The organism is Streptomyces sp. NPDC004610 (assembly GCF_040609715.1).
Classification (GTDB): domain Bacteria; phylum Actinomycetota; class Actinomycetes; order Streptomycetales; family Streptomycetaceae; genus Streptomyces.
In genome coordinates this window covers 1-22,062 of sequence record NZ_JBEXLA010000006.1, presented here as the reverse complement: position 1 = coordinate 22,062, position 22,062 = coordinate 1, and the positions used below count along the sequence as shown (strand labels likewise).

The window sequence follows — 22,062 nt, the reverse complement described above, 5'->3', positions numbered from 1 at the left end:
TCTGTGGCTGGTATAGGGCGGGGGCGTACGGTGTTGTGCAAGACTCTGCAAGCTGTTGCCGAACCTTTCATGCAGTGCCCGTATACGACCTCAAGGGGACGCCATGCCGCAGCAACCCGCTCCGGGACGCGCAACCGCCCGCGCCCGGCGTCCGATCGGTGCGCAAGGCGGCACCCGGCCGGTACAGTCCTCAGGCGTGACCACACGGCTTGCCGACATCGCAGCGCAGGCGGGGGTGAGCGAGGCGACCGTCAGCCGGGTCCTCAACGGGAAGCCGGGCGTCGCCGCCACCACCCGTCAGTCCGTGCTCGCCGCGCTGGACGTCCTCGGCTATGAACGCCCGGTCCGGCTGCGGCAGCGCAGCGCCGGACTCGTCGGACTGATCACCCCGGAGCTGGAGAACCCCATCTTCCCGGCGCTGGCGCAGGTCATCGGGCAGGCGCTGACCCGGCAGGGCTACACCCCGGTGCTCGCCACCCAGACCCCCGGCGGATCCACCGAGGACGAACTCACCGAGATGCTGGTCGACCGAGGGGTCTCCGGCATCATCTATGTCTCCGGCCTCCACGCCGACACCACCGCCGATATGCAGCGCTACGAGCAGCTCCACGCCCAGGGCGTGCCGTATGTGCTGGTCGACGGGTTCTCGCCGAAGGTGCAGGCACCCTTCATCTCCCCCGACGACCGGGCCGCGATGACCCTGGCGGTGACGCATCTGGTGTCGCTGGGCCACACCCGGATCGGGCTGGCGCTCGGGCCGAAGCGGTTCGTGCCGGTGCAGCGCAAGATCGAGGGGTTCGTACGGGCGGTGCGCGAGCAGTTGGGGATGCCGGGGCAGACCATCGAGGCCGAACTGATCCAGCACTCCCTCTACACCCTGGAGGGCGGTCAGGCCGCGGCGAGCGCGCTGATCGAGCGGGACTGCACGGCCGTGGTCTGCGCCAGCGACATGATGGCGCTCGGCGCGATCCGGGCCGCACGGCAGAAGGGCCTGGAGGTGCCGGACGATGTCTCGGTGGTCGGGTTCGACGACTCCCCGCTGATCGCGTTCACCGATCCGCCGCTCACCACCATCCGCAAGCCCGTCCCGGCGATGGGCCAGGCCGCGGTGCGCACGCTGCTGGAGGAGATCGGCGGGACGCCCGCGCCGCACAGCGAGTTCGTGTTCATGCCGGAGCTGGTGGTGCGGGGGTCGACGGCCTCGGCGCCCGGGGAGCGCGGCAGGGCCTGACCGGGGTCCGGTCAGGGTTGCTTCAACGCCCCGATCAGGGCCTGATCAGGGGGATCATCGTCCCTGGGAAGTAGAGGATGCGGGGCGAACCCGACCAGGGGATGATCGGACCAGGATGTCTTTTCTGGCAGACTCTGTGCCCATGGGTGACACGACCGTGACGACGAGAGAAGACCGCACAGAGGTCTCTCCGCAGCCCGTTGCGGACGCGTCGCCCCGCGGCTTCCGCGAGCGGCTGCGGGGGGTCGGGCGGCGGTTGCGCACCCCCCGGCGGCCCCGGCTGTGGTTCGAGATCCTGCTGATCGCGGTGAGTTACTGGACCTACTCACTGATCCGCAACGCGGTGCCCGAGCAGAAGGCACAGGCGCTGAAGAACGCGGACTGGATCTGGCGGGCCGAACAGCAGCTCGGTATCGCGATCGAGCAGTCCGTGAATCACGCGGTGAATTCCGTGACTTGGCTCATCGTCGGCATGAACTACTACTATGCCACGCTGCATTTCATCGTCACGCTGGGTGTATTGGTGTGGCTCTACCGCAGTCATCCGGGGCGATATGCGGCGACCCGCACGGTGCTTTTCGCGACGACGGGTATCGCTCTGCTCGGTTACTACTTGTATCCGCTCGCGCCGCCGCGGTTGATGAACGGCGTGAATTTCATCGACACCGTGCTCGTCCATCAGACCTGGGGGTCGATGGCGTCCGGCGATCTGAAGAACATGTCGAACCAGTACGCGGCGATGCCGTCCATGCATATCGGCTGGTCGGTGTGGTGCGGGCTGACGATCTTCGCGTTGGCGTCCGTGCCGTGGGTTCGGGTGCTGGGGCTTTTGTACCCGGTGTTGACGCTGGTGGTGATTGTGGCCACGGCGAATCATTTCTGGCTGGACGCGGTGGGGGGGATGGCGTGTCTGGCGTTCGGGTATGGGGTGGCTCGGGTTTGGTATGGGGCGCTTCCGTATCGGTTGCCGCGGGTGGTGCCTGAGGGGAAGGTATTGCTTCCCAAGCAGGTTTAGGGGTGTTTCGTTTTCGGGTGCGGGTGGGTGGGGGCTGGTCGCGCAGTTCTCCCCCAGAGGGGGCACCCCCACCCCCAGAGGGGGTACCCCCAGCGCCCCCTAAGCCTCAGTGCTCAGCCCCGTAAAAAAGGTGCTCCACGACTGTTCTCGCCCTCCTGGCCGTGCGGCGGTACGCGTCCAGCATGTCGCCCGCGTGGCCCGAGGTGTAGCCGAGGTAGCGGCCCACGGCGGCCAGTTCTCTGGTGTCCGTCGGGAAGGTGTCGCCCGCGCGGCCTCTCACCAGCATCACCGCGTTGCGGACGCGGGTGGCCAGGACCCAGGACTCGTCCAGGGTGGTGGCGTCCTCGGGGGTGATGAGGCCGGCCTCGCGGGCGGCGGCGAGGGCCTCGCGGGTGCGGGTGGTGCGCAGGGTCGGCTCATGGGCGCCGTGCCGCATCTGGAGGAGCTGGACGGTCCACTCGACGTCGGAGAGACCCCCGGGGCCCAGCTTGGTGTGGAGCTTGGGGTCGACGCCGCGCGGCATCCGCTCCGACTCCATCCGCGCCTTGAGCCGCCTTATCTCCCGTACGGAGTCCTCGGTGAGGCCCGCTTCCGGGTAGCGCAGATGGTCGACGAGGGCGAGGAAGTCGGCGCCCAGCTCCGGGTCACCGGCGACCGGCTCGGCCCGCAGCAGGGCCTGCGACTCCCAGACCAGGGACCAGCGGCGGTAGTACGCCGCGTAGGAGTTCAGGGTGCGGACCAGGGGGCCGGACTTGCCCTCCGGGCGCAGATCGGCGTCGATCAGCAGGGGCGGGTCGGAGCTGGGGAGCTGGAGGAGGCGGCGCATCTCGGCGACGACCTTGCCCGCGGCCTGCGCGGCCTCCCGCTCGGCGACGCCGTCGCGGGGCTCATGGACGAAGACGACATCGGCGTCGGAGCCGTAGCCCAGTTCATGGCCGCCGAAGCGGCCCATGCCGATGACGGCGAAGCGGGTGGGGAGTTCGGCGCCCCAGTGCTCGCGGACGACCGCGCGCAGGGTACCCGCGAGGGTCGCGGCGGTGAGGTCGGAGACGGCGGCGCCGACCCGGTCCACCAGGGCGCCCTGGTCGGCCTCGGCGGGCCGGGCCTCGGTGCCGTAGGAGCCGACGATGTCGGCGGCGGCCGTGCGGAACAGTTCGCGGCGGCGCACCCCCCGGGCGACAGTGACCGCGTGTTCGGCGTTCTCGGCGCGGCTGACGGCGGCGAGGATCTCCTGTTCGAGAGGGGCGTGGAGGCGCGGGGCGAGTCCGGCGCCGTCGCCGAGCAGGGCGACCGCCTCGGGGGCGCGCATCAGCAGGTCGGGGGCCAGGCGCCCGGCGGACAGGACCCGGGCGAGGTTCTCGGCGGCGGCGCCCTCGTCGCGCAGCAGCCGCAGATACCAGGGGGTCTTGCCGAGGGCGTCGGAGACCTTGCGGAAGTTGAGCAGCCCGGCGTCCGGGTCGGCGGAGTCGGCGAACCAGCCCAGCAGTACCGGCAGCAGGGTGCGCTGGATGGCGGCCTTGCGGGTGACGCCGGAGGCGAGGGCCTCCAGATGGCGCAGGGCGGCGGCGGGGTCGGCGTAGCCGAGGGCGACCAGGCGTTCGCGGGCCGCCGCGAGGCTGAGGCGGGCCTCGCCGGGGGCGAGTTGGGCGACGGCGTCGAGCAGTGGCCGGTAGAAGAGCTTCTCGTGCAGGCGCCGGACGACGGCCGCGTGCCGCCGCCACTCGCGGTTCAGCTCGGCGACCGGATCGGTGCGCAGCCCCAGCGAGCGGCCCAGGCGGCGCTGGTCGGCCTCCTCGACCGGCACCAGATGGGTGCGGCGCAGCCGGTACAGCTGGATGCGGTGCTCCATGGAGCGCAGGAAGCGGTACGCCTCGTCGAGCTGGACGGCGTCCGACCGGCCGACATAGCCGCCCTCGGCCAGGGCCCGGAGGGCGTCGAGGGTGGTGCCGCTGCGCAGCCCGGTGTCGGCGCGGCCGTGCACGAGTTGCAGCAGCTGGACGGCGAACTCGACGTCCCTGAGGCCCCCCGGCCCGAGTTTCAGCTCGCGGTCGACCTCGTCGGCGGGGATGTTCTCCACCACCCGGCGGCGCATCTTCTGGACATCGGCGACGAAGTTGTCCCGCTCGGCGGCCTGCCAGACCAGCGGCTGGAGCGCGTCCACGTACTCCTGGCCCAGTGCCAGGTCCCCGGCGACCGGGCGGGCCTTCAGCAGGGCCTGGAACTCCCAGGTCTTGGCCCAGCGCTGGTAGTAGACGAGATGGCTGCTGAGGGTGCGGACCAGGGGGCCGTTGCGGCCCTCGGGGCGCAGATTGGCGTCCACCGGCCAGATCGAGCCCTCGACCGTCGTCTCGGAGCAGATCCGCATCATGTGCGAGGCGAGTTTGGTCGCGGCCCGCAGCGCCTTGCCCTCGTCGGCGCCCTCGACCCCTTCGCCGACGAAGATGACGTCGACGTCCGAGACGTAGTTCAGCTCATGGCCGCCGCACTTGCCCATGGCGATCACCGCGAGGCGGCACAGCGCCGCGTCCTCCGGGGCGGCGGCGCGGGCCTGGGCGAGCGCGGCGCGCAGGGTGGCGGTGGCGAGGTCGGCGAGTTCGGCGGCGGTCTGCGCCATACCGGTCGTCCCGCACACGTCCCGGGCGGCGATGGACAGCAGACAGCGCCGGTAGGCGACCCGCAGCGACACCGGGTCGACGGCCTCGGCGAGCCCGCGCTCGAACTCGGCGACACCCGGGTGCAGATCCCGGGGCTCGTACGTCACCAGGACCCGCCAGTCGCCCGGATGCCGGGCGAGATGGTCGGCGAGGGCCTCGGAGGCGCCGAGCACCCCGAGGAGGCGGTCGCGCAGCGGCTTGGCGGCGATCAGGGTGTCCAGCAGTTCCCGGCGGCCCGCGGGCTCGGGCTGTGCCTCCAGGAGCCGCACCAGGCCGTGCAGGGCGAGATCGGGGTCGGCGGTCGCGCCGAGCGCCTCCAGCAGCACCGGGTCGTCGCGGACGGGGGCCAGCTCGGGGCTGTCGAGCAGCCGCTCGGCGGCGGAGGGGTCGGTGAAGCCGTGCCGCAGCAGCCGAGTGAAGGTACTGCTTCTGCGCCCCGGCGTCATTCGCGCCCTCCCGTCCGGATCAACGTGCCTCCTGAGCCTAACCGCAGGATCTGCGGGAAGCTCCGATGAGTTCCGGCGCCCTGTCCGGTCTGCCCTGCGGGGGACGACACCGGACAGACACCGGACGACACCGGACGACACCGGACGACACCGACACCTGGAGGCACCTCATGCCCGACAGCCCGACCACCGGCCCGACCGCCGGCCCGCCCGAGACCCGCCTGGACGCCCGCTACAGCGACCCGGCGGCCACCGCGGTGCCCTGGGCCGACGCGGAGCAGCGGCTGGCCGCGGCCGAGCTGTTCTGGATCTCGACGGTACGGCCCGACGGGCGCCCGCACGTGACACCGCTGCCGGCCGTCTGGTCCGGGGGCGCGCTGCACTTCTGCACCGGCCCCGAGGAGCGCAAGGCCCGCAATCTGGCCGGGAACCCGCAGGTCGTCCTCACCACCGGGGTGAACCTCTGGGACCAGGGCTACGACCTGGTGGTGGAGGGCGAGGCGGTCCGGGTGACGGACGAGGACCGGCTGCGCGAGCTGGCCGCGGCCTGGGAGACCAAGTACGGCAGCGTCTGGCACTTCGAGGTGGCCGACGGCTGCTTCCAGCACGGCCCGGGGCACGCTTATGTCTTCTCGGTGGCGCCGGGGACCGTTTTCGGCTTCGGTAAGGGGGAGCCGTTCAGCCAGACCCGCTGGCGGTTCAGCTGACACCCCGAGGCCGACACCCCGAGGAGGGGCCGTGGACTACACCCTGGAAGTGATCCCCCTGCCCGTGAGCGACATCGACCGGGCCCGGGACTTCTACCGGGACAAGGTCGGTTTCCATGTCGACCTCGACCAGGAGATCATGCCGGGCATGCGCCTGGTCCAGCTGACGCCGCCGGGCTCGGGCTGTTCCATCGCGCTGAGCGAGGCCCTGTGGAACCTCTCCGAGGGCGGGTCGGCCCCCGAGCCCGGCTCCTACCAGGGCCTCCAGCTCTGCGTGGCCGACATCAAGGCGGCCCACGCGGAGCTGACCGCCCGGGGCCTGGAGATCTCCGACCCGGTCGTCTACGCCCCCGAGGACGGCGCGACCTTCATGTACTTCAAGGACCCGGACGGCAACGCCTGGTCCATCCAGGAGTACCGCCGCCGAGCAGCGGAACCGCTGCACACGGCCTTGACGGTCCAGGCGGCGGCGAGGGAGTAGGAGGGGGGCTGGGCGGAGAGGGCTGGGCGGCAGGGGCTTTTGTCTTTCTTCTTCAGGGGGCGAGCCTGGCCACTCACGGCGACGGCAGCGCCTTTAGGGGCGCGGGGAACTGCGCGACCAGCCCCCACCGACGGAAAGCCGCCAGACACACCCCCGCCCTCACCCCCCTCACGCGCCCAAAACCCACCCGCACCCACAAACCCCGCGCTACAAAACCGGCAGATTCTTGCGGAGCTCAAACGCGGTCACCTCGGACCGATACTCAAACCACTCCTGCCGCTTGTTCCGCAGGAAGAAATCAAACACATGCTCCCCCAGCGTCTCGGCCACGAGATCGCTCCGCTCCATCAGCGACAACGCCTCCCCCAGATTCTGCGGCAACGGCTCGATCCCCATCGCCCGCCGCTCCGCGTCCGACAGCGCCCACACATCGTCCTCCGCCCCCGGCGGCAACTCGTACCCCTCCTCGATCCCCTTCAGCCCCGCCGCCAGCAGCAGCGCGTAGGCCAGATAGGGGTTCGCCCCGGTGTCCAGGGAGCGGACCTCGACCCGCGCCGACCCCGTCTTGCCGGGCTTGTACATCGGGACCCGGACCAGCGCCGAGCGGTTGTTGTGGCCCCAGCAGATGTACGACGGCGCCTCACCACCCGCGCCCGCGGTCCGCTCGGAACCGCCCCAGATGCGCTTGTAGGAGTTGACCCACTGGTTGGTGACCGCGGAGATCTCCCCGGCGTGCCGCAGCAGCCCGGCGATGAAGGAGCGGCCGACCTTGGAGAGCTGGTACTCCGCGCCGGACTCGTAGAACGCGTTGCGGTCACCCTCGAAGAGCGACAGATGCGTGTGCATACCGGACCCCGGGTGCTCGGAGAACGGCTTCGGCATAAACGTGGCCTGGAGGTTCTGCTCCAGCGCGACCTGCTTCATGACCAGCCGGAACGTCATCACATTGTCCGCCGTCGACAGCGCGTCGGCGTAGCGCAGATCGATCTCCTGCTGGCCGGGGGCGCCCTCGTGGTGGGAGAACTCGACCGAGATGCCCATGGACTCCAGCATGGTGATCGCCTGGCGGCGGAAGTCCATGCCGACGTTGGTCGGGGTGTGGTCGAAGTAGCCGGAATTGTCGGCCGGGGTCGGCACCGAGCCGTCGACCGGCTTGTGCTTGAGCAGGAAGAACTCGATCTCGGGGTGGGTGTAGAAGGTGAACCCGAGATCGGAGGCGCGGGCCAGGGCGCGCTTGAGGACATAGCGGGGGTCGGCGAAGGACGGCGAGCCGTCGGGCATCAGGATGTCGCAGAACATCCGGGCGGTGCCGGGGGTCTCCGCACGCCAGGGCAGCACCTGGAAGGTGGCGGGATCCGGCTTGGCGATCATGTCGGACTCGTAGACCCGGGCGAAGCCCTCGATCGCGGAGCCGTCGAAACCGATCCCTTCATCGAACGCCTGTTCTAGCTCGGCGGGGGCCACGGCCACGGACTTGAGGAAGCCCAGAACGTCGGTGAACCACAGGCGCACGAACCGGATGTCGCGCTCCTCCAACGTACGGAGCACGAACTCCTGCTGCTTGTCCATCTTCCGCTTCCCCATCCTTGCTGGTCAGGCCGTCCGCTCCGGGAGGACCGGAACACACGGTCGGGCACCTGAGCATCACACCACAACACCGTTTCGCGCGCGTTGCGGGCCTCGATCGGCCCGCCGACCCGGGTCTGAACAGCGTGGATACGGCGGGTGCCGCGCTCTGCCGCCCATCTTGCCTTCTCGCCCCGGTATCCGTAATGGCCCCCCGGGCGGGTGCTGTACGGCCGACGGCCGGATCGCACTACGATCAGTTGACCCGACCATCGTCCTTTTCCGCTCCACATCCCAGAAGGGCACCCCCCATGGGCTCGGCCAAGAACAGAGACAGCGCGGCGCGCAAGGCCCGGATCGAGGAGATGCGCCGCGCGGAGCGCTCCCGGGACCGGCGCAACCGGATCCTGACCATCGCCGCGAGCGTGGTGGTCGTGGCCGGGCTGGTCGTCGGCGGTGTGGTGCTGGTGCGGTCGCAGTCCGGTGACTCCTCGGACACGGCGAGCGACGGCAAGAGCTCCGGCACCGGAACGTTCGTGGCCGACGCCGACGGGGTGCAGAAGTGGGACGGCGAGCTGAGCCAGACGCATGTCACCGAGGACGTGGACTACCCGATGGAACCGCCGGTCGGCGGGGACCACAACCAGGTCTGGATGAACTGCAACGGGGATGTCTACGAGAAGGCGATCCCGAAGGTCAACGCCGTCCACTCGCTGGAGCACGGGGCGGTCTGGGTGACGTACACCAGCGAGGCGGCGAAGGCGGACGTGGACGCGCTGGCGGCCAAGGTCAAGGCCACCCCGTACACGCTGATGAGCCCGGACGAGGACCAGGCGTCGCCGATCATGCTGAGCGCCTGGGGGTACCAGCGGACGGTGACGGGCGCGGACGACCCGAAGCTGGACGCGTTCCTGGAGAAGTTCGTGCAGGGCGAGCAGACGCCGGAGCCGGGTGCCGCGTGCACCGGCGGACTGGCCGGGTGAGGCGGCGGTGATGAAGCGGACACAGGCCGGATGGATCGCCGGAACGGTCACGGCGGCGCTGGTCGCGGCGGGCGCGATCACCTACGCGGTCGCCGGGGACGACGGCTCGGGCGTCGAGCCGCCCGCGGCCGACTCGGCGGACGCGGGCTTCGCCCGGGACATGGCCGTCCACCATCAGCAGGCGGTGGAGATGTCGTACATCGTGCGCGACCGCACCGATGACGAGGAGGTGCGCCGCCTCGCCTACGACATCGCGCAGACCCAGGCCAACCAGCGGGGCATGATGCTGGGCTGGCTGGATCTGTGGGGGCTGCCGAAGGTCTCCTCCGACCCGCCGATGACCTGGATGGACATGGGGTCCATGCCGAGCGAGGGCGAGGGCTCGCTGATGCCGGGCATGGCCACGAACGAGGAGATGGAGCGGCTGGGGCGGCTCAATGGCGAGCAGGCCGAGATCTTCTATCTCCAGCTGATGACCGAGCACCACCAGGGCGGGATCCATATGGCCGAGGGCTGTGTGTCGCGCTGCACGGTGGGCGCGGAGAAGCGGCTCGCGCAGGGCATGGTCCAGGGGCAGCAGTCGGAGATCGACCTGATGGCGGACATGCTGCGGGAGCGGGGCGCCGAGGCCGGGTCGTAAGACCCGGCACGCCGCTGGGGGGGGCGCACCGCACCTTCCGTGGGGCGCCCCACACCTCCGCACCCCCCATCGCGTCGCTCTGACGATTACACTGGGGCCCGTGCCTCAACTACGCCTCGCGATGAACCAGATCGACGCCCGGGTCGGCGACCTCGCCGGGAACACCGACCGGATCCTGGAGTGGACCCGGCACGCGGCCGGGCAGGGAGCGCATCTCGTGGCGTTCCCGGAGATGACCCTGACCGGGTATCCCGTGGAGGACCTGGCGCTGCGCACCTCCTTCGTCGAGGCGTCCCGCGCCGCGCTGCGGGAGCTGGCGGCCCGGCTCGCCGCGGAGGGCCTGGGCGGGCTGCCGGTGGTGGTCGGCTATCTCGACCGCTCCGAGAGCGCCCAGCCGAAGTACGGCCAGCCGGCCGGTGCCCCGCAGGACGCGGCAGCGGTGCTGTACGGCGGTGAGGTCGTCCTCGCCTTCGCCAAGCACCACCTCCCGAACTACGGCGTCTTCGACGAGTTCCGCTACTTCGTGCCCGGCGACACCATGCCGGTGCTGCGGGTGCACGGGGTGGATGTGGCCCTCGCCATCTGTGAGGACCTCTGGCAGGACGGCGGCCGGGTGCCGGCCGCGCGCTCGGCGGGCGCGGGCCTGCTGCTCTCCATCAACGCCTCCCCCTACGAGGTGGACAAGGACGACACCCGGCTGGAACTGGTTCGCAAGCGCGCCCAGGAGGCCGGCTGCACCACCGCGTACGTGGCGATGATGGGCGGGCAGGACGAACTGGTCTACGACGGCGACTCCATCGTGGTCGACGCGGGCGGCGACGTGATCGCGCGGGCGCCGCAGTTCGCCGAGACCTGCATGCTGCTCGACCTGGACCTCCCGGCCGCGCGGTCCGACGCGCCCGAGGGCGTGGTGGACGACGGGCTGCGCATCGACCGGGTGGTGCTCTCCGAGGACCCGGTGGAGCCGTACGAGCCGGTGCACACCGGGGGGTACGCGGAGCGGCTGGACGACGCCGAGGAGGTGTACTCGGCGCTGGTCGTCGGCCTGCGCGCGTATGTCGCCAAGAACGGCTTCCGGTCGGTGCTGATCGGGCTCTCCGGCGGCATCGACTCGGCGCTGGTGGCGGCCCTCGCCTGCGACGCGGTGGGCGCGGAGCATGTGTACGGGGTGTCCATGCCGTCGAAGTACTCCTCCGACCACTCCAAGGGCGACGCGGCGGAGCTGGCGCGGCGGACGGGGCTGAACTTCCGTACGGTGCCGATCGGGCCGATGTTCGACGCGTATATGTCCGCGCTGGGGCTGACCGGGCTGGCGGAGGAGAACCTCCAGTCGCGGCTGCGGGGGACGACGCTGATGGCGATCTCCAACCAGGAGGGCCACATCGTGCTGGCCCCCGGGAACAAGTCGGAGCTGGCGGTCGGCTATTCGACGCTGTACGGGGACTCCGTGGGGGCGTACGGGCCGATCAAGGATCTGTACAAGACCGCGGTGTTCCGGCTCGCCGAGTGGCGCAACCGGGCGGCGGTGGAGCGGGGGCAGACCCCGCCGATCCCGGAGAACTCGATCTCCAAGCCGCCGAGCGCGGAGTTGCGGCCGGGGCAGGTCGATACGGATTCCCTGCCGGACTACTCCGTGCTGGACGCGATTCTGGAGCGGTATGTGGACCGGGACGAGGGGGCGGATGTGATCGTGGGGGCGGGGTTCGACGCGGGGCTGGTGACGAAGACGCTGCGGATGGTGGATACGGCGGAGTACAAGCGGCGGCAGTATCCGCCGGGGACGAAGATCTCGCCGAAGGGGTTCGGGAAGGACCGGAGGCTGCCGATCACGAATGGGTGGCGGGAGTCTTTGTAGGGGGGTGGGTGCGGGTGGGTGGGGGCTGGTCTCGCAGTTCCTCCCCCAGAGGGGGTACCCCCAGCGCCCCTAAACCGGCTTAGCTGCGGGCAGTCGTGCCGCTGGGGCGGCACGGGTGGGCGCAGCGGCACCCCGCTCGCGCGGGTTCGCGTCACGCCGCATGCCGCCCACCGCGCCTACCGAGGCTGCGTCAAGTCCACCCTGGCCGCTACCGGGAGGTGGTCGCTCGCCGTGGCCGGGAGGGTCCAGGAGCTGATCGGTTCCACGCCCTTGACCAGGATCTGGTCGATCCGGGCCAGCGGGAACGACGCCGGCCAGCTGAAGCCGAAGCCGTTGCCCGCCGCGCCCTGCGTGGACCGCATCTGCGCGGTGACCGCGTTGAGCGCGCGGTCGTTCATCGTGCCGTTGAGGTCGCCGAGCAGCACCACCCGCTCGACCCGCTCCCGCGCGATCGCCTCGCCCAGCGCGTCCGCGCTGGTGTCGCGCTGGCGGGCGGTGAACCCGGCCTCCAGCTTGACCCGGACCGATGGCAGATGGGCGACGTAGACGGCGAGTTGGCCGCCCGGCGCGTCGACCGTGGCGCGCATGGCCCGGGTCCAGCCCAGCTCGATGTCGACCGGGCGGATGTCGGAGAGCGGGTAGGTGCTCCACAGTCCGACCGTGCCCTGCACCGAGTGGTAGGGGTAGGTCTCGCCGAGGGCGTTCTCATAGACCGGCACCGCGTCCGAGGTCAGTTCCTCCAGGGCCACGACATCGGCGCCGGAGGCGGCCACATCGCGGGCGGTGCCGAACGCGTCCGGGTTCTCGGCGTTGACGTTGTGGGTGACGACGGTCAGATCGCCCCCGGTGGCGGCGGCCTTCCCGGTGAGCAGCCCGCCGAAGAGGTTGAGCCAGACGACCGCCGGGAGGATCACGGCGATCAGCGCGGTGGCCGAGCGGCGGATCAGGGCGAGCAACAGCAGCACCGGCACGGCCAGCCCGAACCACGGGAGGAAGGTCTCGATCAGACTGCCGAGGTTGCCGATCCGGTTGGGGATCTGCGCGTGCACCGCCATCACCAGCGCGCAGAGCACCGCGAGCACGGCGAGCACGATGCCGCGCCGCCACACCTTCCGGCCGTCGCGCCAACCGTCGAGCAGACGCCGGAGCCGAGTTCTGCGCTGCTCGGAGCCCGAGCCGTCGCCGTCCGCCGTCTCCGTCACGTACGCCTGCTGCGCCATACCGTCGCCTCGCTACCTGCCGTGCACCGTCATCTCCCCGTGTCCTTCCAGACCCTAGGGGATGATCGGCTCCGATCCCGCCGTCACGCGACGGCCGTACGGGCACGATGACGAACGAGAGGGTTTCCCGAGTTCCGGATTCCCGTGCCGAACGCGTGCTCTGTAACGAAACGCGCATATTCGCCGGTGGCGAAACGGGTGCCCGCTCCGGCGTGGCGCGGTGGGCGCGGTCAGTGGTGCGGGGTGGCGGCCGGGCGCAGTCCGGCGAGAAGTGTGTCGACTATCTCCTCGGCGAGCAGATCGGGCAACTCGCCGTCGGGGCGCATCACGGCGCGGACCAGCATGGGGCCCATGAACAGGTCGCTGAGGAGTTCCAGGTCGAGATCGGTGCGGAGTTCGCCGTCGCGCTGGCCCCGGCGCAGCACCTGACGGGTCAGTTCCTGCCGGGGCGCGACAACGGTGTTGTGGTACTCCTCCCACAATCGCGGGTTGCTCTTCATCTGGGCGTGGACGGTGTAGAGGATCGCCGAACCCCGGTTGGCGAGACCGCGGCGGCGCAGCGACTCCAGCAGCACCACCAGGTCGTCCCGCATGGAGGTGCCGGGGAGCGGGGGTTCGGGCGGTTCGGCGGCGCGCAGCACCTCGACGAAGAGGGCCTCCTTGCCGCTCCACCGGCGGTAGATGGTGGCCTTGCCGACCCCCGCGGTCCGGGCGATCCGCTCGATGGACAGCTCGGCGAACGGCACCCCTTCCTCCAGGAGTCTCATCGCGCCCTCCAGGATGGCGCGCTCCACGGCCTCGCTGCGGGGGCGTCCTTTGGGAGCACCGCCGTTGGTCGGCCGGTGGCCTGCGGGGCTGTTCACGTCGCTCCGTTCCGTGGTGCCGTTCACCGGTGCGGCGGCGGGGTGCCGCCCGGGTTCCCGGTGATTGTCCTCCACCTCGCGCGTCCCTCACTCCCCCGCGCTCACCAGCTCCGTCTCCTTGCCGCGCTGCCGGTCCGGGTGCTGGCGCCCCGGCAGGCACAGGCCCACCACGACGGCGCCGACCAGGGCGACGCTCGCGCCGCACAGGGCGGTGAGGTGCATGGCGTGCAGGAAGGCGTCGTTGGCGGGGGTGATCAGGGCGTCGCCCTCGGGGCCGAGCCGGGCGGCGACGGCGAGGGTGGCCTCGATGGACTCACCGGCGGTGTGCCGCAGCCCGGCGGGGAGGGCGCCGAGGCTGTCCTCGATGCCGGTGCGGTAGGCGGCGGAGAGCACCGAGCCGAGGACGGCGATGCCGAGGGCGCCGCCGACCTGGCGGAAGGTGTTGCTGAGGGCGGAGGCGGAGCCGGCCTTCTCGCGGGGCAGGGCCTGCATGACGACGACGCTGATCGGGGGCATGATGTGGGCCATCGCGGTGCCCATGAGGAAGAAGACGACCTCCAGGATCCAGATCGGCGTGTCGGCGTCGAAGGTGGCGAACGCGCCGAGCATGGCGGCGATCAGCAGCATGGCGCCGCAGGCGGTGGCGCGGATGCCGATCCGGTCGACGACCAGCCGGGCGCGCGGGGCGAAGATCAGTTGGGCGGCGGCGAGCGGGAGCAGCAGCAGTCCGGTCTCCAGCGGGGAGTAGCCGCGCACGGACTGGGTGTAGAAGACGGAGAAGAAGGTCACGCCCATCAGGGCGAAGAAGACCAGCGCGATGACCGCGATGGAGGCCGAGAACACCTTGTTCCTGAAGTAGCCGACATCGATGGAGGGATGGTCGCTGCGCTTCTCGAACAGCACGAAGCCGATCAGTACGGCGAGTCCGGCGCCGATGGTGGCGAGGACGGTCGGGTCGGTGAAGTCGGCGAGTTCGCCGCCCCGGATGATGCCGAAGACCAGCAGCACCAGGCCGACGACGGAGAGCAGGACGCCGATCGGGTCGATCCGGCCGGGCCTCGGGTCGCGGGAGTCGGGGACCAGCCAGATCATCAGCCCAACGGCGACGATCACGATGGGGACGTTGATCAGGAAGACCGAGCCCCACCAGAAGTGGTCGAGCAGGACCCCGCCGGTGATCGGGCCGATGGCGATGGCGAGTCCGACCCCGCCGGTCCAGATGCCGATGGCCTTGGGCTGCTCGTCCCGCTCGAAGATGTTCATCAGCACGGCGAGGGTGGCCGGCATCACAAAGGCGGCGCCGAGGCCCATCACCGCGCGGAAGCCGATCAGTTCGCCCGGCGATCCGGCGGAGGCGGCCAGCGCCGAGCCTATGCCGAACACCACGAGCCCGCCGAGCAGCACCTTCTTGCGGCCCAGCCGGTCGCCGAGCAGCCCGGCGGAGAACAGCAGGCCCGCGAAGACCAGGGTGTAGGAGTTGATGGCCCACTCCAGCTCACTCTGGGTGGCGCCGAGGCCGGTCGGGGCGGGGGTGGAGATCGTCTTGACGGCCACATTGAGGATCGAGTTGTCGAGCACCACGATCAGCAGGCTGAGCATCAGCACACCGAGGATGCCCCAGCGACGCCGGTGCACCTCGGCCGGTACACGCGGGGCGGGGACGGCAGGAGTAGTCATGCCGGCGAGCGTAGCGAATTACGATACGAGACCGTACCGTATCGTAAATCTTTTGCCGTGCTCTTTACCGTGCCCTTACGTCGGCCGCCGCCGGATGGGGCGAGGTACGTGACGTGGGTCCCCTGGTCCTCTCCGGGACGAGGTGCCACCATGGAGGGGATCCCGGGACGCCGTCAGGGCGCCTGGAGATGACTTGAAGGAGCCGTTGCCATGACGCAGCTCTCGGCTGCCCGTGCCACCTCCTCCGACGGCAGCAAGGCGCTGTACGGAGGCAAGAGCACCCGGCGCATCACCGTCCGCGACATCGCCCTCGCCAAGGAGCGCGGCGAGAAGTGGCCCATGCTCACCGCCTACGACGCGATGACCGCGTCCGTCTTCGACGAGGCCGGTATCCCGGTGCTCCTCGTCGGCGACTCGGCGGGCAATGTCCACCTCGGCTACGAGACGACGGTGCCCGTCACCCTCGACGAGATGACCATGCTCTCCGCGGCCGTGGTGCGCGGCACCCGCCGTGCCCTGATCGTCGGCGATCTGCCCTTCGGCTCCTACCAGGAGGGCCCGGTGCAGGCGCTGCGCTCGGCGACCCGGCTGATCAAGGAGGCCGGGGTCGGCGCGGTCAAGCTGGAGGGCGGTGAGCGCTCGCACCGGCAGATCGAGCTGCTGGTGGAGTCCGGCATCCCGGTGATGGCCCACATCGGCCTCACCCCGCAGTCCGTGAACTCCATGGGCTACCGGGTGCAGGGGCGCGGCGAGGAGGCGGCGGCGCAGTTGCTGCGCGACGCCAAGGCCGTGCAGGACGCGGGCGCGTTCTCGGTGGTCCTGGAGCTGGTCCCGGCGGAGCTGGCCGCGGAGGTGACCCGCACGCTCCAGATCCCCACGGTCGGGATCGGCGCGGGCGCGGAGACGGACGCGCAGGTGCTGGTGTCGACGGACATGCTGGGGCTGACGGGCGGGCGGGTACCGAAGTTCGTCAAGCGGTACGGGGACCTCCGGGGGGTTGTCGGGGAGGCGGCGCGGGCGTTCGCGGAGGATGTCGTCGGGGGGACGTTCCCGACGGAGGAGCATTCCGTTCACTGATCACTGACCATTTCCCGGCACCATGGGCGACCCGCCGACCGTCCCCCGTCGGCGGGTCGCCCCCCGGGGGTGTCTTTCGGGTGCGGGCAGGTGGGGGCTGGTCGCGCAGTTCCCCGCGCCCCTAATAAGCCTTTAGGGGCGCTGGGGGTACCCCCTCTGGGGGAGGAACTGCGCAAAACCCGCCCCACCGACCCGCACCCGGCATACGACCTCACCCCGTCACCCCCCTGTCGGCAGCCTGTCGGTGTTTTGTCGGCGGTGGCTGCGACGCTCGACCGCATGACACGAACCGACACAAGCCCCCGCGGCGAAGAGATCGCCGTCAGCGTGAGGGGACTGGTCAAGCACTACGGCGAGACCAAGGCGCTGGACGGCGTCGATCTGGAGGTGCGGCAGGGCACCGTGATGGGTGTCCTCGGCCCCAACGGCGCCGGCAAGACCACCCTCGTCAGGATTCTCTCCACCCTGCTCGCCCCGGACGCCGGACAGGCGACCGTCGCCGGGTTCGACGTGGTGCGCCAGCCCCGGATGCTGCGCCGGGTGATCGGGCTCACCGGGCAGTACGCCTCGGTCGACGAGAAGATCCCCGGCTGGGAGAACCTCTATATGATCGGCCGGCTCCTGGACCTGCCCCGCAAGGACGCCCGCGCCCGCGCCGATGAACTGCTGGAGCGCTTCTCCCTCACCGAGGCCGCGCGCCGCCCGGTGAGCACCTACTCCGGCGGGATGCGCCGCCGCCTCGACCTGGCGGCGTCCATGATCGGCCGCCCCGAGGTGCTGTTCCTGGACGAGCCGACCACCGGACTGGACCCGCGGACCCGCAACGAGGTCTGGGCCGAGGTGAAGACGATGGTCGGCGACGGGGTGACCGTGCTGCTGACCACCCAGTACATGGAGGAGGCCGAGCAGCTCGCCTCCGAGCTGACCGTGGTCGACCGGGGCAAGGTCATCGCGGGCGGCGGTATCGAGGAGCTGAAGGCGAAGGTCGGCGGCCGTACCCTGCGGATCCGACCGGCCGATCCGCTCCAGCTGCGCCCCCTCGCCCACGCCCTGGACGAGCTGGGCCTGACCGGGCTGGCCGCCACCACCGTCGACACCGAGCGCGGCAGCGTCCTCGTGCCGATCCTCAGCGACGAGCAGCTCACCGCGGTGACCGGCGCGGTGGTGTCGCGGGGGCTGACGATCAGCTCCATAGTCACCGAGCTGCCCAGCCTGGACGAGGTGTTCCTGTCCCTGACCGGGCGCCGGGCGAGCACCCCGCAGCACGCCGTGTCCGCCGCCGACCGTGAGGAGGTCGCCGTATGAGCGCCGTCACCACCACCGATCTCAAGGCGCCGCACGGGCTGAAGGACGATGCCCGGATCCCGCTGCGCGGGCATCTGCGCCACACCGGGGCGCTGGTCCGGCGCAATCTGCTGTGGATCCGCCAGGACCCGGAGTCGATGTTCGACGCCCTGCTGATGCCGATCGTCTTCACCCTGCTGTTCGTGTACGTCTTCGGCGGCTCCATCGGCCAGGCGCTGGGCGGCGGCCAGGACGGCTATGTCCAGTACGTCATCCCGGGCATGCTGGCGATGATGAGCATGACGCTGTCGCAGAGCGTCGGTACGGGCTTCAGCCAGGACTTCAACACCGGGGTGATGGACCGCTTCCGGTCGCTGCCGATCGGGCGCGGCTCGGTGCTCTTCGCGAAGGTCTCGGTGGAGCTGCTGCGGATGCTGTTCGCCACGGCGGTGCTGATGGTCGTCGCGGTGCTGGTCGGTTTCGACATCGTGCACTGGGCAGGGCTGTTCGCGGCGGTGGGGCTGTCGACGGTGTTCGCCTCGTCGATCATGTGGGTGTTCCTCACCCTGGGCGTGATCCTGAAGAACGCGCAGTCGGTGCAGGCGATGGGCTTCCTGGTCCTGTTCCCGCTCCAGTTCGGCTCCTCGATCTTCGCGCCGACCTCCTCCATGCCGGGCTGGCTCCAGGCGTTCACCGACTACAACCCGCTGTCCACGCTGGCCGACGCGGCGCGCGGGCTGATGGTGGGCGGTCCGGTCGCGCAGGATCTGTGGGTGACGCTGGCCTGGTCGGCGGGGATCACGGCGGTGATGGCACCGGTGGCGATCCACAAGTTCCGTACGAAGAGCTGAGCGGACCGGGTGACCGGGCGGGCGGGGTCACAGCAGGGCGGCGGCCTCCTCGGGGGAGAGGCCGGCGCCCTCGGCGAACCGCGCCTCGTACCGGTCGTCGCCGAGCGCCGCGCGGGCCGAGGCGACGGCCCGGTCCCGGGACAGCCGCTCCGCGCAGGACGCCACATGGCCGGGCGGCAGCAGGGCCGCCGCCGCGCCCAGACAGCGGGCGGCGTCCTCGGCGCGGCGCCCGTCCCCGGCCTCGGCGAGCGCGATGGCGGCGATGGTGAGATACCCCGACTGCACGGTGGGCTGGATCGCCTGGGCCACCGGGTCGGCGGCCTTCACCAGCGCCTGCCGGGCGTTGTCCAGACAGGCGTCGTAGTGGCCCTCGACGGCGTCGAGCCACGCCTCGGTGCCCAGCAGGAAGGCGTCGAAGAAGAGGAAGTGCGCGAGGTGGAAGTCCACGCGCAGGGTGCGCAGTTCGTCCCGGGCCTCGGCGATCCGGTCGGTCGCGCCGAGGACGCCGATGAGGAACAGCCGGGCGGCCGGGCGGGCCTCGCCGTACACGGTCTCGTCCTCGTCCAGGACGCGCCGCAGCAGTTCCTCGGCGGCCTCGTGGCGGCCCGCCTCGGCCAGGGTGCCGCCGAGCCGGGCGGTGAGGATGGCGGCCTGGCTGCGGGCGCCCAGCTGTTCGGCCTGGGCGATGGCCGCCTCGAAGTCGGCGGCGGCCAGGGCGTGCTCGCCGCGCCGCTCATTGGCCTCGGCGCGGGCGGACAGCGCTTCCGCCTGGCCCCACAGATCGCCGAGGCGGCGATGGATCGCCAGGGCCTCATCGGCGTCGCGGACGGCGTCCCCGGCCCAGTCGCTGCGGTTGGCGAGGATGCTGGCCCGCATGTGCAGGACGCTGGCCAGCTCCCACTCGTGGTCCGGGGTGCGGCGGCAGGTGTCCACGGCGGCGTCGATGATCTCGCGCAGCTGCCCGACGCCGCCGCTGAGCATCACCGCGAAGAACCAGAACAGACCGGGCACCCGGCAGACCTGCGGCATCCCGGGTTCGTAGACCTCGGTGATGGTGCGCAGCTTCTGCCGTCCGCGCTCGGTCTGCCAGGACTCCATCTCGGTGTCCATACAGGCGACATGGGCGAGATGGACCCCCCGGCGGGCCTCGATCAGGGCCTCGCCGACCAGGGGCGGCGGGGCCGCCGTGACCCGCTCCGGGACCGGCCGGGCGCGGGGCGCGGGCTCGGCGAAGGGGTCGGGGCCGAGCGCCATCACCTCGCCGAACCAGCCGCGCGCCTCGATCCGCAGATCGCGCATCTGCCAGTACCAGATCATCGCGTGGACGAGGCTCAGCGCCTCCTGCTCGTCGCGGGCGGCGACGGCCCGGCGCAGGGCACCCCGGATGTTCTCGTACTCGCGTTCGAGTCCGGCGATGGCCTCGCGCTGTCCGGCGCCGCGCAGCCGGCGGTCCGCGTGACGGGCGTACTCGCGGTAGTGGACGAGATGGGCGCGCTCGGCGCCGGGGCGGGAGCCGGACTCGTCCAGGCGCTCGGCGGCGTACTCGGCGACGGTCTCCAGCAGCCGGTAGCGCATCCCGGCGCCCTCGGCGGGGGCGGCGACCACGAGGGACTTGTCGACCAGGGAGCCGAGCGCCTCCAGGGCGGGGCCGCAGACGGCCTCGGCGGCGGCCAGGTCGCAGCCGCCGGAGAACACCGACAGCCGCCGCAGCACCTCGCGTTCGTCGTCGTCCAGGAGATCCCAGGACCAGTCGACCACCGCGCGCAGGGTCTGCTGGCGGGGCAGCGCGGTGCGGCTCCCGGCGGTGAGCAGCCGGAAACGGTCGTCCAGGCGGTCGGCGATCTGGCGCGGGGTGAGCATCCTGAGCCGGGCCGCCGCGAGCTCGATGCCGAGCGGGAGGCCGTCCAGACGGCGGCAGATCTCGGCGGCGGCCTCCGGGTCGTCCTCGATCCGGAACCCGGGGCGGGCGGCGGCGCCCCGGTCGGCGAGCAGCCGCAGCGCGGACGGCTCCGGCAGCGGCTCCACCGGGCGCAGCAGCTCACCGGGGACCCCGAGCGGCTCCCGGCTGGTGGCGAGCACGGTGAGGCGGGGGCAGCGGGCGAGGAGTTCCTCGGCGAGCCGGGCGGCGGCCTCCACGACATGCTCGCAGTTGTCGAGAACGATCAGCATCCGGCGCGGCCCGCAGTGCTCGACCAGCCGGTCGACGGGGTCGTCGTGCCGGTCGGCGACGGCGGCCCGGATCTCCTCGGCCCCGGCCCCGTACAGCACGGTCTGGCGGGCGCCCAGCGCGGTGAGCACCGCCTCGGGGACGGCGGCCGGGTCGGTGACGGGCGCCAGCTCCGCCAGCCACACCCCGTCCGGGGCGGTGTCCCGTACGGTCTCGGCGGCCTCCTGGGAGAGCCGGGTCTTGCCCGCGCCGCCGGGGCCCAGCAGGGTGACCAGCCGGGCGGTGGCGAGGTCGGCGCGGATCGACTCGATATCGGCGTCCCGGCCGACGAACGAGGTGAGCCGGGCCCGCAGGTTGCCCGGCGGGCGGGCTGCCGGGGGCGGTGAGGGCGGGTCGTCGCCGGTCAGCAACTCGGCGTGCAGGGCGCGCAGTTCGGGCCCCGGGTCCGACCCGAGGCGGTCGGCGAGCAGGCGGCGTACGCCGTCGTAGGCGGCCAGGGCCTGGGCCGGGCGGCCGGTGTCGCGCAGGGCGCGCAGCCGCAGCGCCTGGAGGGGCTCGTCCAGGGGGTGGGCGTCGCACAGGGCGGTCAGCTCGGGCAGCGCCCGGTCGGCGGCGCCGAGCGCGAGGGCGGCGGTGAGCCGGGCGCGGCGGGCGTCGAGGCGGCGGGCCTCGCAGCGGGCCGCGTGCGCGGTGCGGTCGGGGAGGTCGGCGAGGGCGGGGCCCTGCCAGAGGGCGAGGGCGTCGTCGAGGAGGTCGGCGGCCTTGGCGGGGTCGCCGTCGGCCAGGGCGCGGCGGCCCTCGTCGGTGAGCCGCTCGAAGCGGTGCAGGTCGATGTCGTCGGGGGTGGCGGCGAGACGGTAGCCGCCGTCCGCGGACTCCACGGCGCTCGCGCCGAGCGTGCGGCGCAGCCGGCCGATGAGCGCCTGGACGGCGGCGGGGGCGTCGGCGGGCGGGTCGCCGTCCCACACCTGGTCCACGAGGGAGGTCACCGGGACGGTGCGGCCGGGGCGCAGGGCGAGCGCGGTGAGCAGGGCGCGCAGGCGGCTGCCGCCGATGGGGACGGGGGTGCCGTCGGGGCGCGATGCGGTGGTGGGGCCGAGAATCCTGTAGCGCACGGGTCCATTGTCCCTGGGGTTGCGCGGTTCCTCGCGCCCCTTGGGGGTGGGTGGGGGGTGGGGTTGTCGTGGTGGTGCGGGTTCGTTGTGGTTGGTCGCGCAGTTCCCCGCGCCCCTGGGGGGGTGGGTGCGGTCGTTGTCGTCATGGTGCGGGAGCGTCGTGGCTTTTTGCGCAGTTCCCCGCGCCCCTGGGGAGGTGGGTGGGTGGGGCCGTTGTCGTCATGGTGCGG

16 protein-coding genes are annotated in these 22,062 nt (G+C 71.7%); 10 read left to right on the top strand and 6 right to left on the bottom strand.

What is annotated here, in order from left to right; genetic code table 11:
* Window positions 1–196 precede the first annotated feature (196 nt).
* Complete coding sequence (locus tag ABZX40_RS08115) at window positions 197–1,231, top strand: LacI family DNA-binding transcriptional regulator (protein WP_355747723.1); 1,035 nt, start codon at window positions 197–199, stop codon at window positions 1,229–1,231.
* A gap of 142 nt (window positions 1,232–1,373) precedes the next feature.
* A complete protein-coding gene (locus ABZX40_RS08110; protein ID WP_355747720.1) occupies window positions 1,374–2,246 on the top strand; it encodes a phosphatase PAP2 family protein in 873 nt (290 codons plus the stop codon).
* 106 nt (window positions 2,247–2,352) lie between these two features.
* Here ABZX40_RS08110 and ABZX40_RS08105 read toward each other — a convergent pair whose 3' ends face one another.
* Window positions 2,353–5,346: a bifunctional [glutamine synthetase] adenylyltransferase/[glutamine synthetase]-adenylyl-L-tyrosine phosphorylase gene (locus ABZX40_RS08105; protein ID WP_355747717.1), complete on the bottom strand. Its 2,994-nt coding sequence runs from the start codon at window positions 5,344–5,346 to the stop codon at window positions 2,353–2,355.
* A 170-nt stretch (window positions 5,347–5,516) separates the two neighbouring features.
* Here ABZX40_RS08105 and ABZX40_RS08100 point away from each other — a divergent pair, with 170 nt between their 5' ends.
* A complete protein-coding gene (locus tag ABZX40_RS08100) occupies window positions 5,517–6,053 on the top strand; it encodes a pyridoxamine 5'-phosphate oxidase family protein (RefSeq protein WP_355747714.1) in 537 nt (178 codons plus the stop codon).
* Window positions 6,054–6,084: 31 nt separating this feature from the next.
* Complete coding sequence (locus ABZX40_RS08095; RefSeq protein ID WP_355747711.1) at window positions 6,085–6,534, top strand: VOC family protein; 450 nt, start codon at window positions 6,085–6,087, stop codon at window positions 6,532–6,534.
* A gap of 207 nt (window positions 6,535–6,741) precedes the next feature.
* Here ABZX40_RS08095 and ABZX40_RS08090 read toward each other — a convergent pair whose 3' ends face one another.
* Window positions 6,742–8,103, bottom strand: a complete 1,362-nt coding sequence (locus ABZX40_RS08090; protein WP_355747708.1) for a glutamine synthetase family protein — start codon at window positions 8,101–8,103, stop codon at window positions 6,742–6,744.
* Window positions 8,104–8,411: 308 nt separating this feature from the next.
* Between ABZX40_RS08090 and ABZX40_RS08085 the strand changes: the two genes are divergently transcribed.
* From ABZX40_RS08085 to ABZX40_RS08075, 3 genes are all read left to right on the top strand, one after another.
* Window positions 8,412–9,083 (top strand): DUF3105 domain-containing protein, encoded by a 672-nt coding sequence (locus ABZX40_RS08085; RefSeq protein WP_355747705.1) that lies wholly within the window; start codon window positions 8,412–8,414, stop codon window positions 9,081–9,083.
* A gap of 10 nt (window positions 9,084–9,093) precedes the next feature.
* Window positions 9,094–9,723 carry a DUF305 domain-containing protein gene (locus tag ABZX40_RS08080; RefSeq protein ID WP_355747702.1) on the top strand — a complete coding sequence of 210 codons (630 nt, stop codon included), beginning with the start codon at window positions 9,094–9,096 and terminating at the stop codon, window positions 9,721–9,723.
* Between the two features lie 100 nt (window positions 9,724–9,823).
* Entirely contained in the window at window positions 9,824–11,578 is a 1,755-nt protein-coding gene (locus tag ABZX40_RS08075; protein ID WP_355747699.1) for an NAD+ synthase, read from the top strand.
* A gap of 176 nt (window positions 11,579–11,754) precedes the next feature.
* Here the strand turns inward: ABZX40_RS08075 and ABZX40_RS08070 are convergent, their stop codons facing one another.
* From ABZX40_RS08070 to ABZX40_RS08060, 3 genes are all read right to left on the bottom strand, one after another.
* Window positions 11,755–12,798 (bottom strand): endonuclease/exonuclease/phosphatase family protein, encoded by a 1,044-nt coding sequence (locus ABZX40_RS08070; protein WP_355747696.1) that lies wholly within the window; start codon window positions 12,796–12,798, stop codon window positions 11,755–11,757.
* A 230-nt stretch (window positions 12,799–13,028) separates the two neighbouring features.
* Complete coding sequence (locus tag ABZX40_RS08065; RefSeq protein WP_355747693.1) at window positions 13,029–13,661, bottom strand: TetR/AcrR family transcriptional regulator; 633 nt, start codon at window positions 13,659–13,661, stop codon at window positions 13,029–13,031.
* Window positions 13,662–13,748: 87 nt separating this feature from the next.
* On the bottom strand, window positions 13,749–15,338 hold the full coding sequence (locus ABZX40_RS08060; RefSeq protein ID WP_355747690.1) for an MFS transporter: 1,590 nt from the start codon (window positions 15,336–15,338) through the stop codon (window positions 13,749–13,751).
* A 210-nt stretch (window positions 15,339–15,548) separates the two neighbouring features.
* Between ABZX40_RS08060 and panB the strand changes: the two genes are divergently transcribed.
* From panB to ABZX40_RS08045, 3 genes are all read left to right on the top strand, one after another.
* Window positions 15,549–16,415, top strand: a complete 867-nt coding sequence (gene panB / locus ABZX40_RS08055; protein WP_355747687.1) for a 3-methyl-2-oxobutanoate hydroxymethyltransferase — start codon at window positions 15,549–15,551, stop codon at window positions 16,413–16,415.
* A 279-nt stretch (window positions 16,416–16,694) separates the two neighbouring features.
* Window positions 16,695–17,720: an ATP-binding cassette domain-containing protein gene (locus ABZX40_RS08050; RefSeq protein ID WP_355747685.1), complete on the top strand. Its 1,026-nt coding sequence runs from the start codon at window positions 16,695–16,697 to the stop codon at window positions 17,718–17,720.
* Window positions 17,717–18,550, top strand: a complete 834-nt coding sequence (locus tag ABZX40_RS08045; RefSeq protein WP_355747682.1) for an ABC transporter permease — start codon at window positions 17,717–17,719, stop codon at window positions 18,548–18,550. Before ABZX40_RS08050 ends, ABZX40_RS08045 begins: the two co-directional genes overlap by 4 nt.
* Window positions 18,551–18,577: 27 nt before the next feature.
* On the opposite strand, the gene ABZX40_RS08040 is transcribed toward ABZX40_RS08045, so the two are convergent.
* Window positions 18,578–21,832: a BTAD domain-containing putative transcriptional regulator gene (locus tag ABZX40_RS08040; RefSeq protein ID WP_355747679.1), complete on the bottom strand. Its 3,255-nt coding sequence runs from the start codon at window positions 21,830–21,832 to the stop codon at window positions 18,578–18,580.
* Window positions 21,833–22,062: the final 230 nt, after the last annotated feature.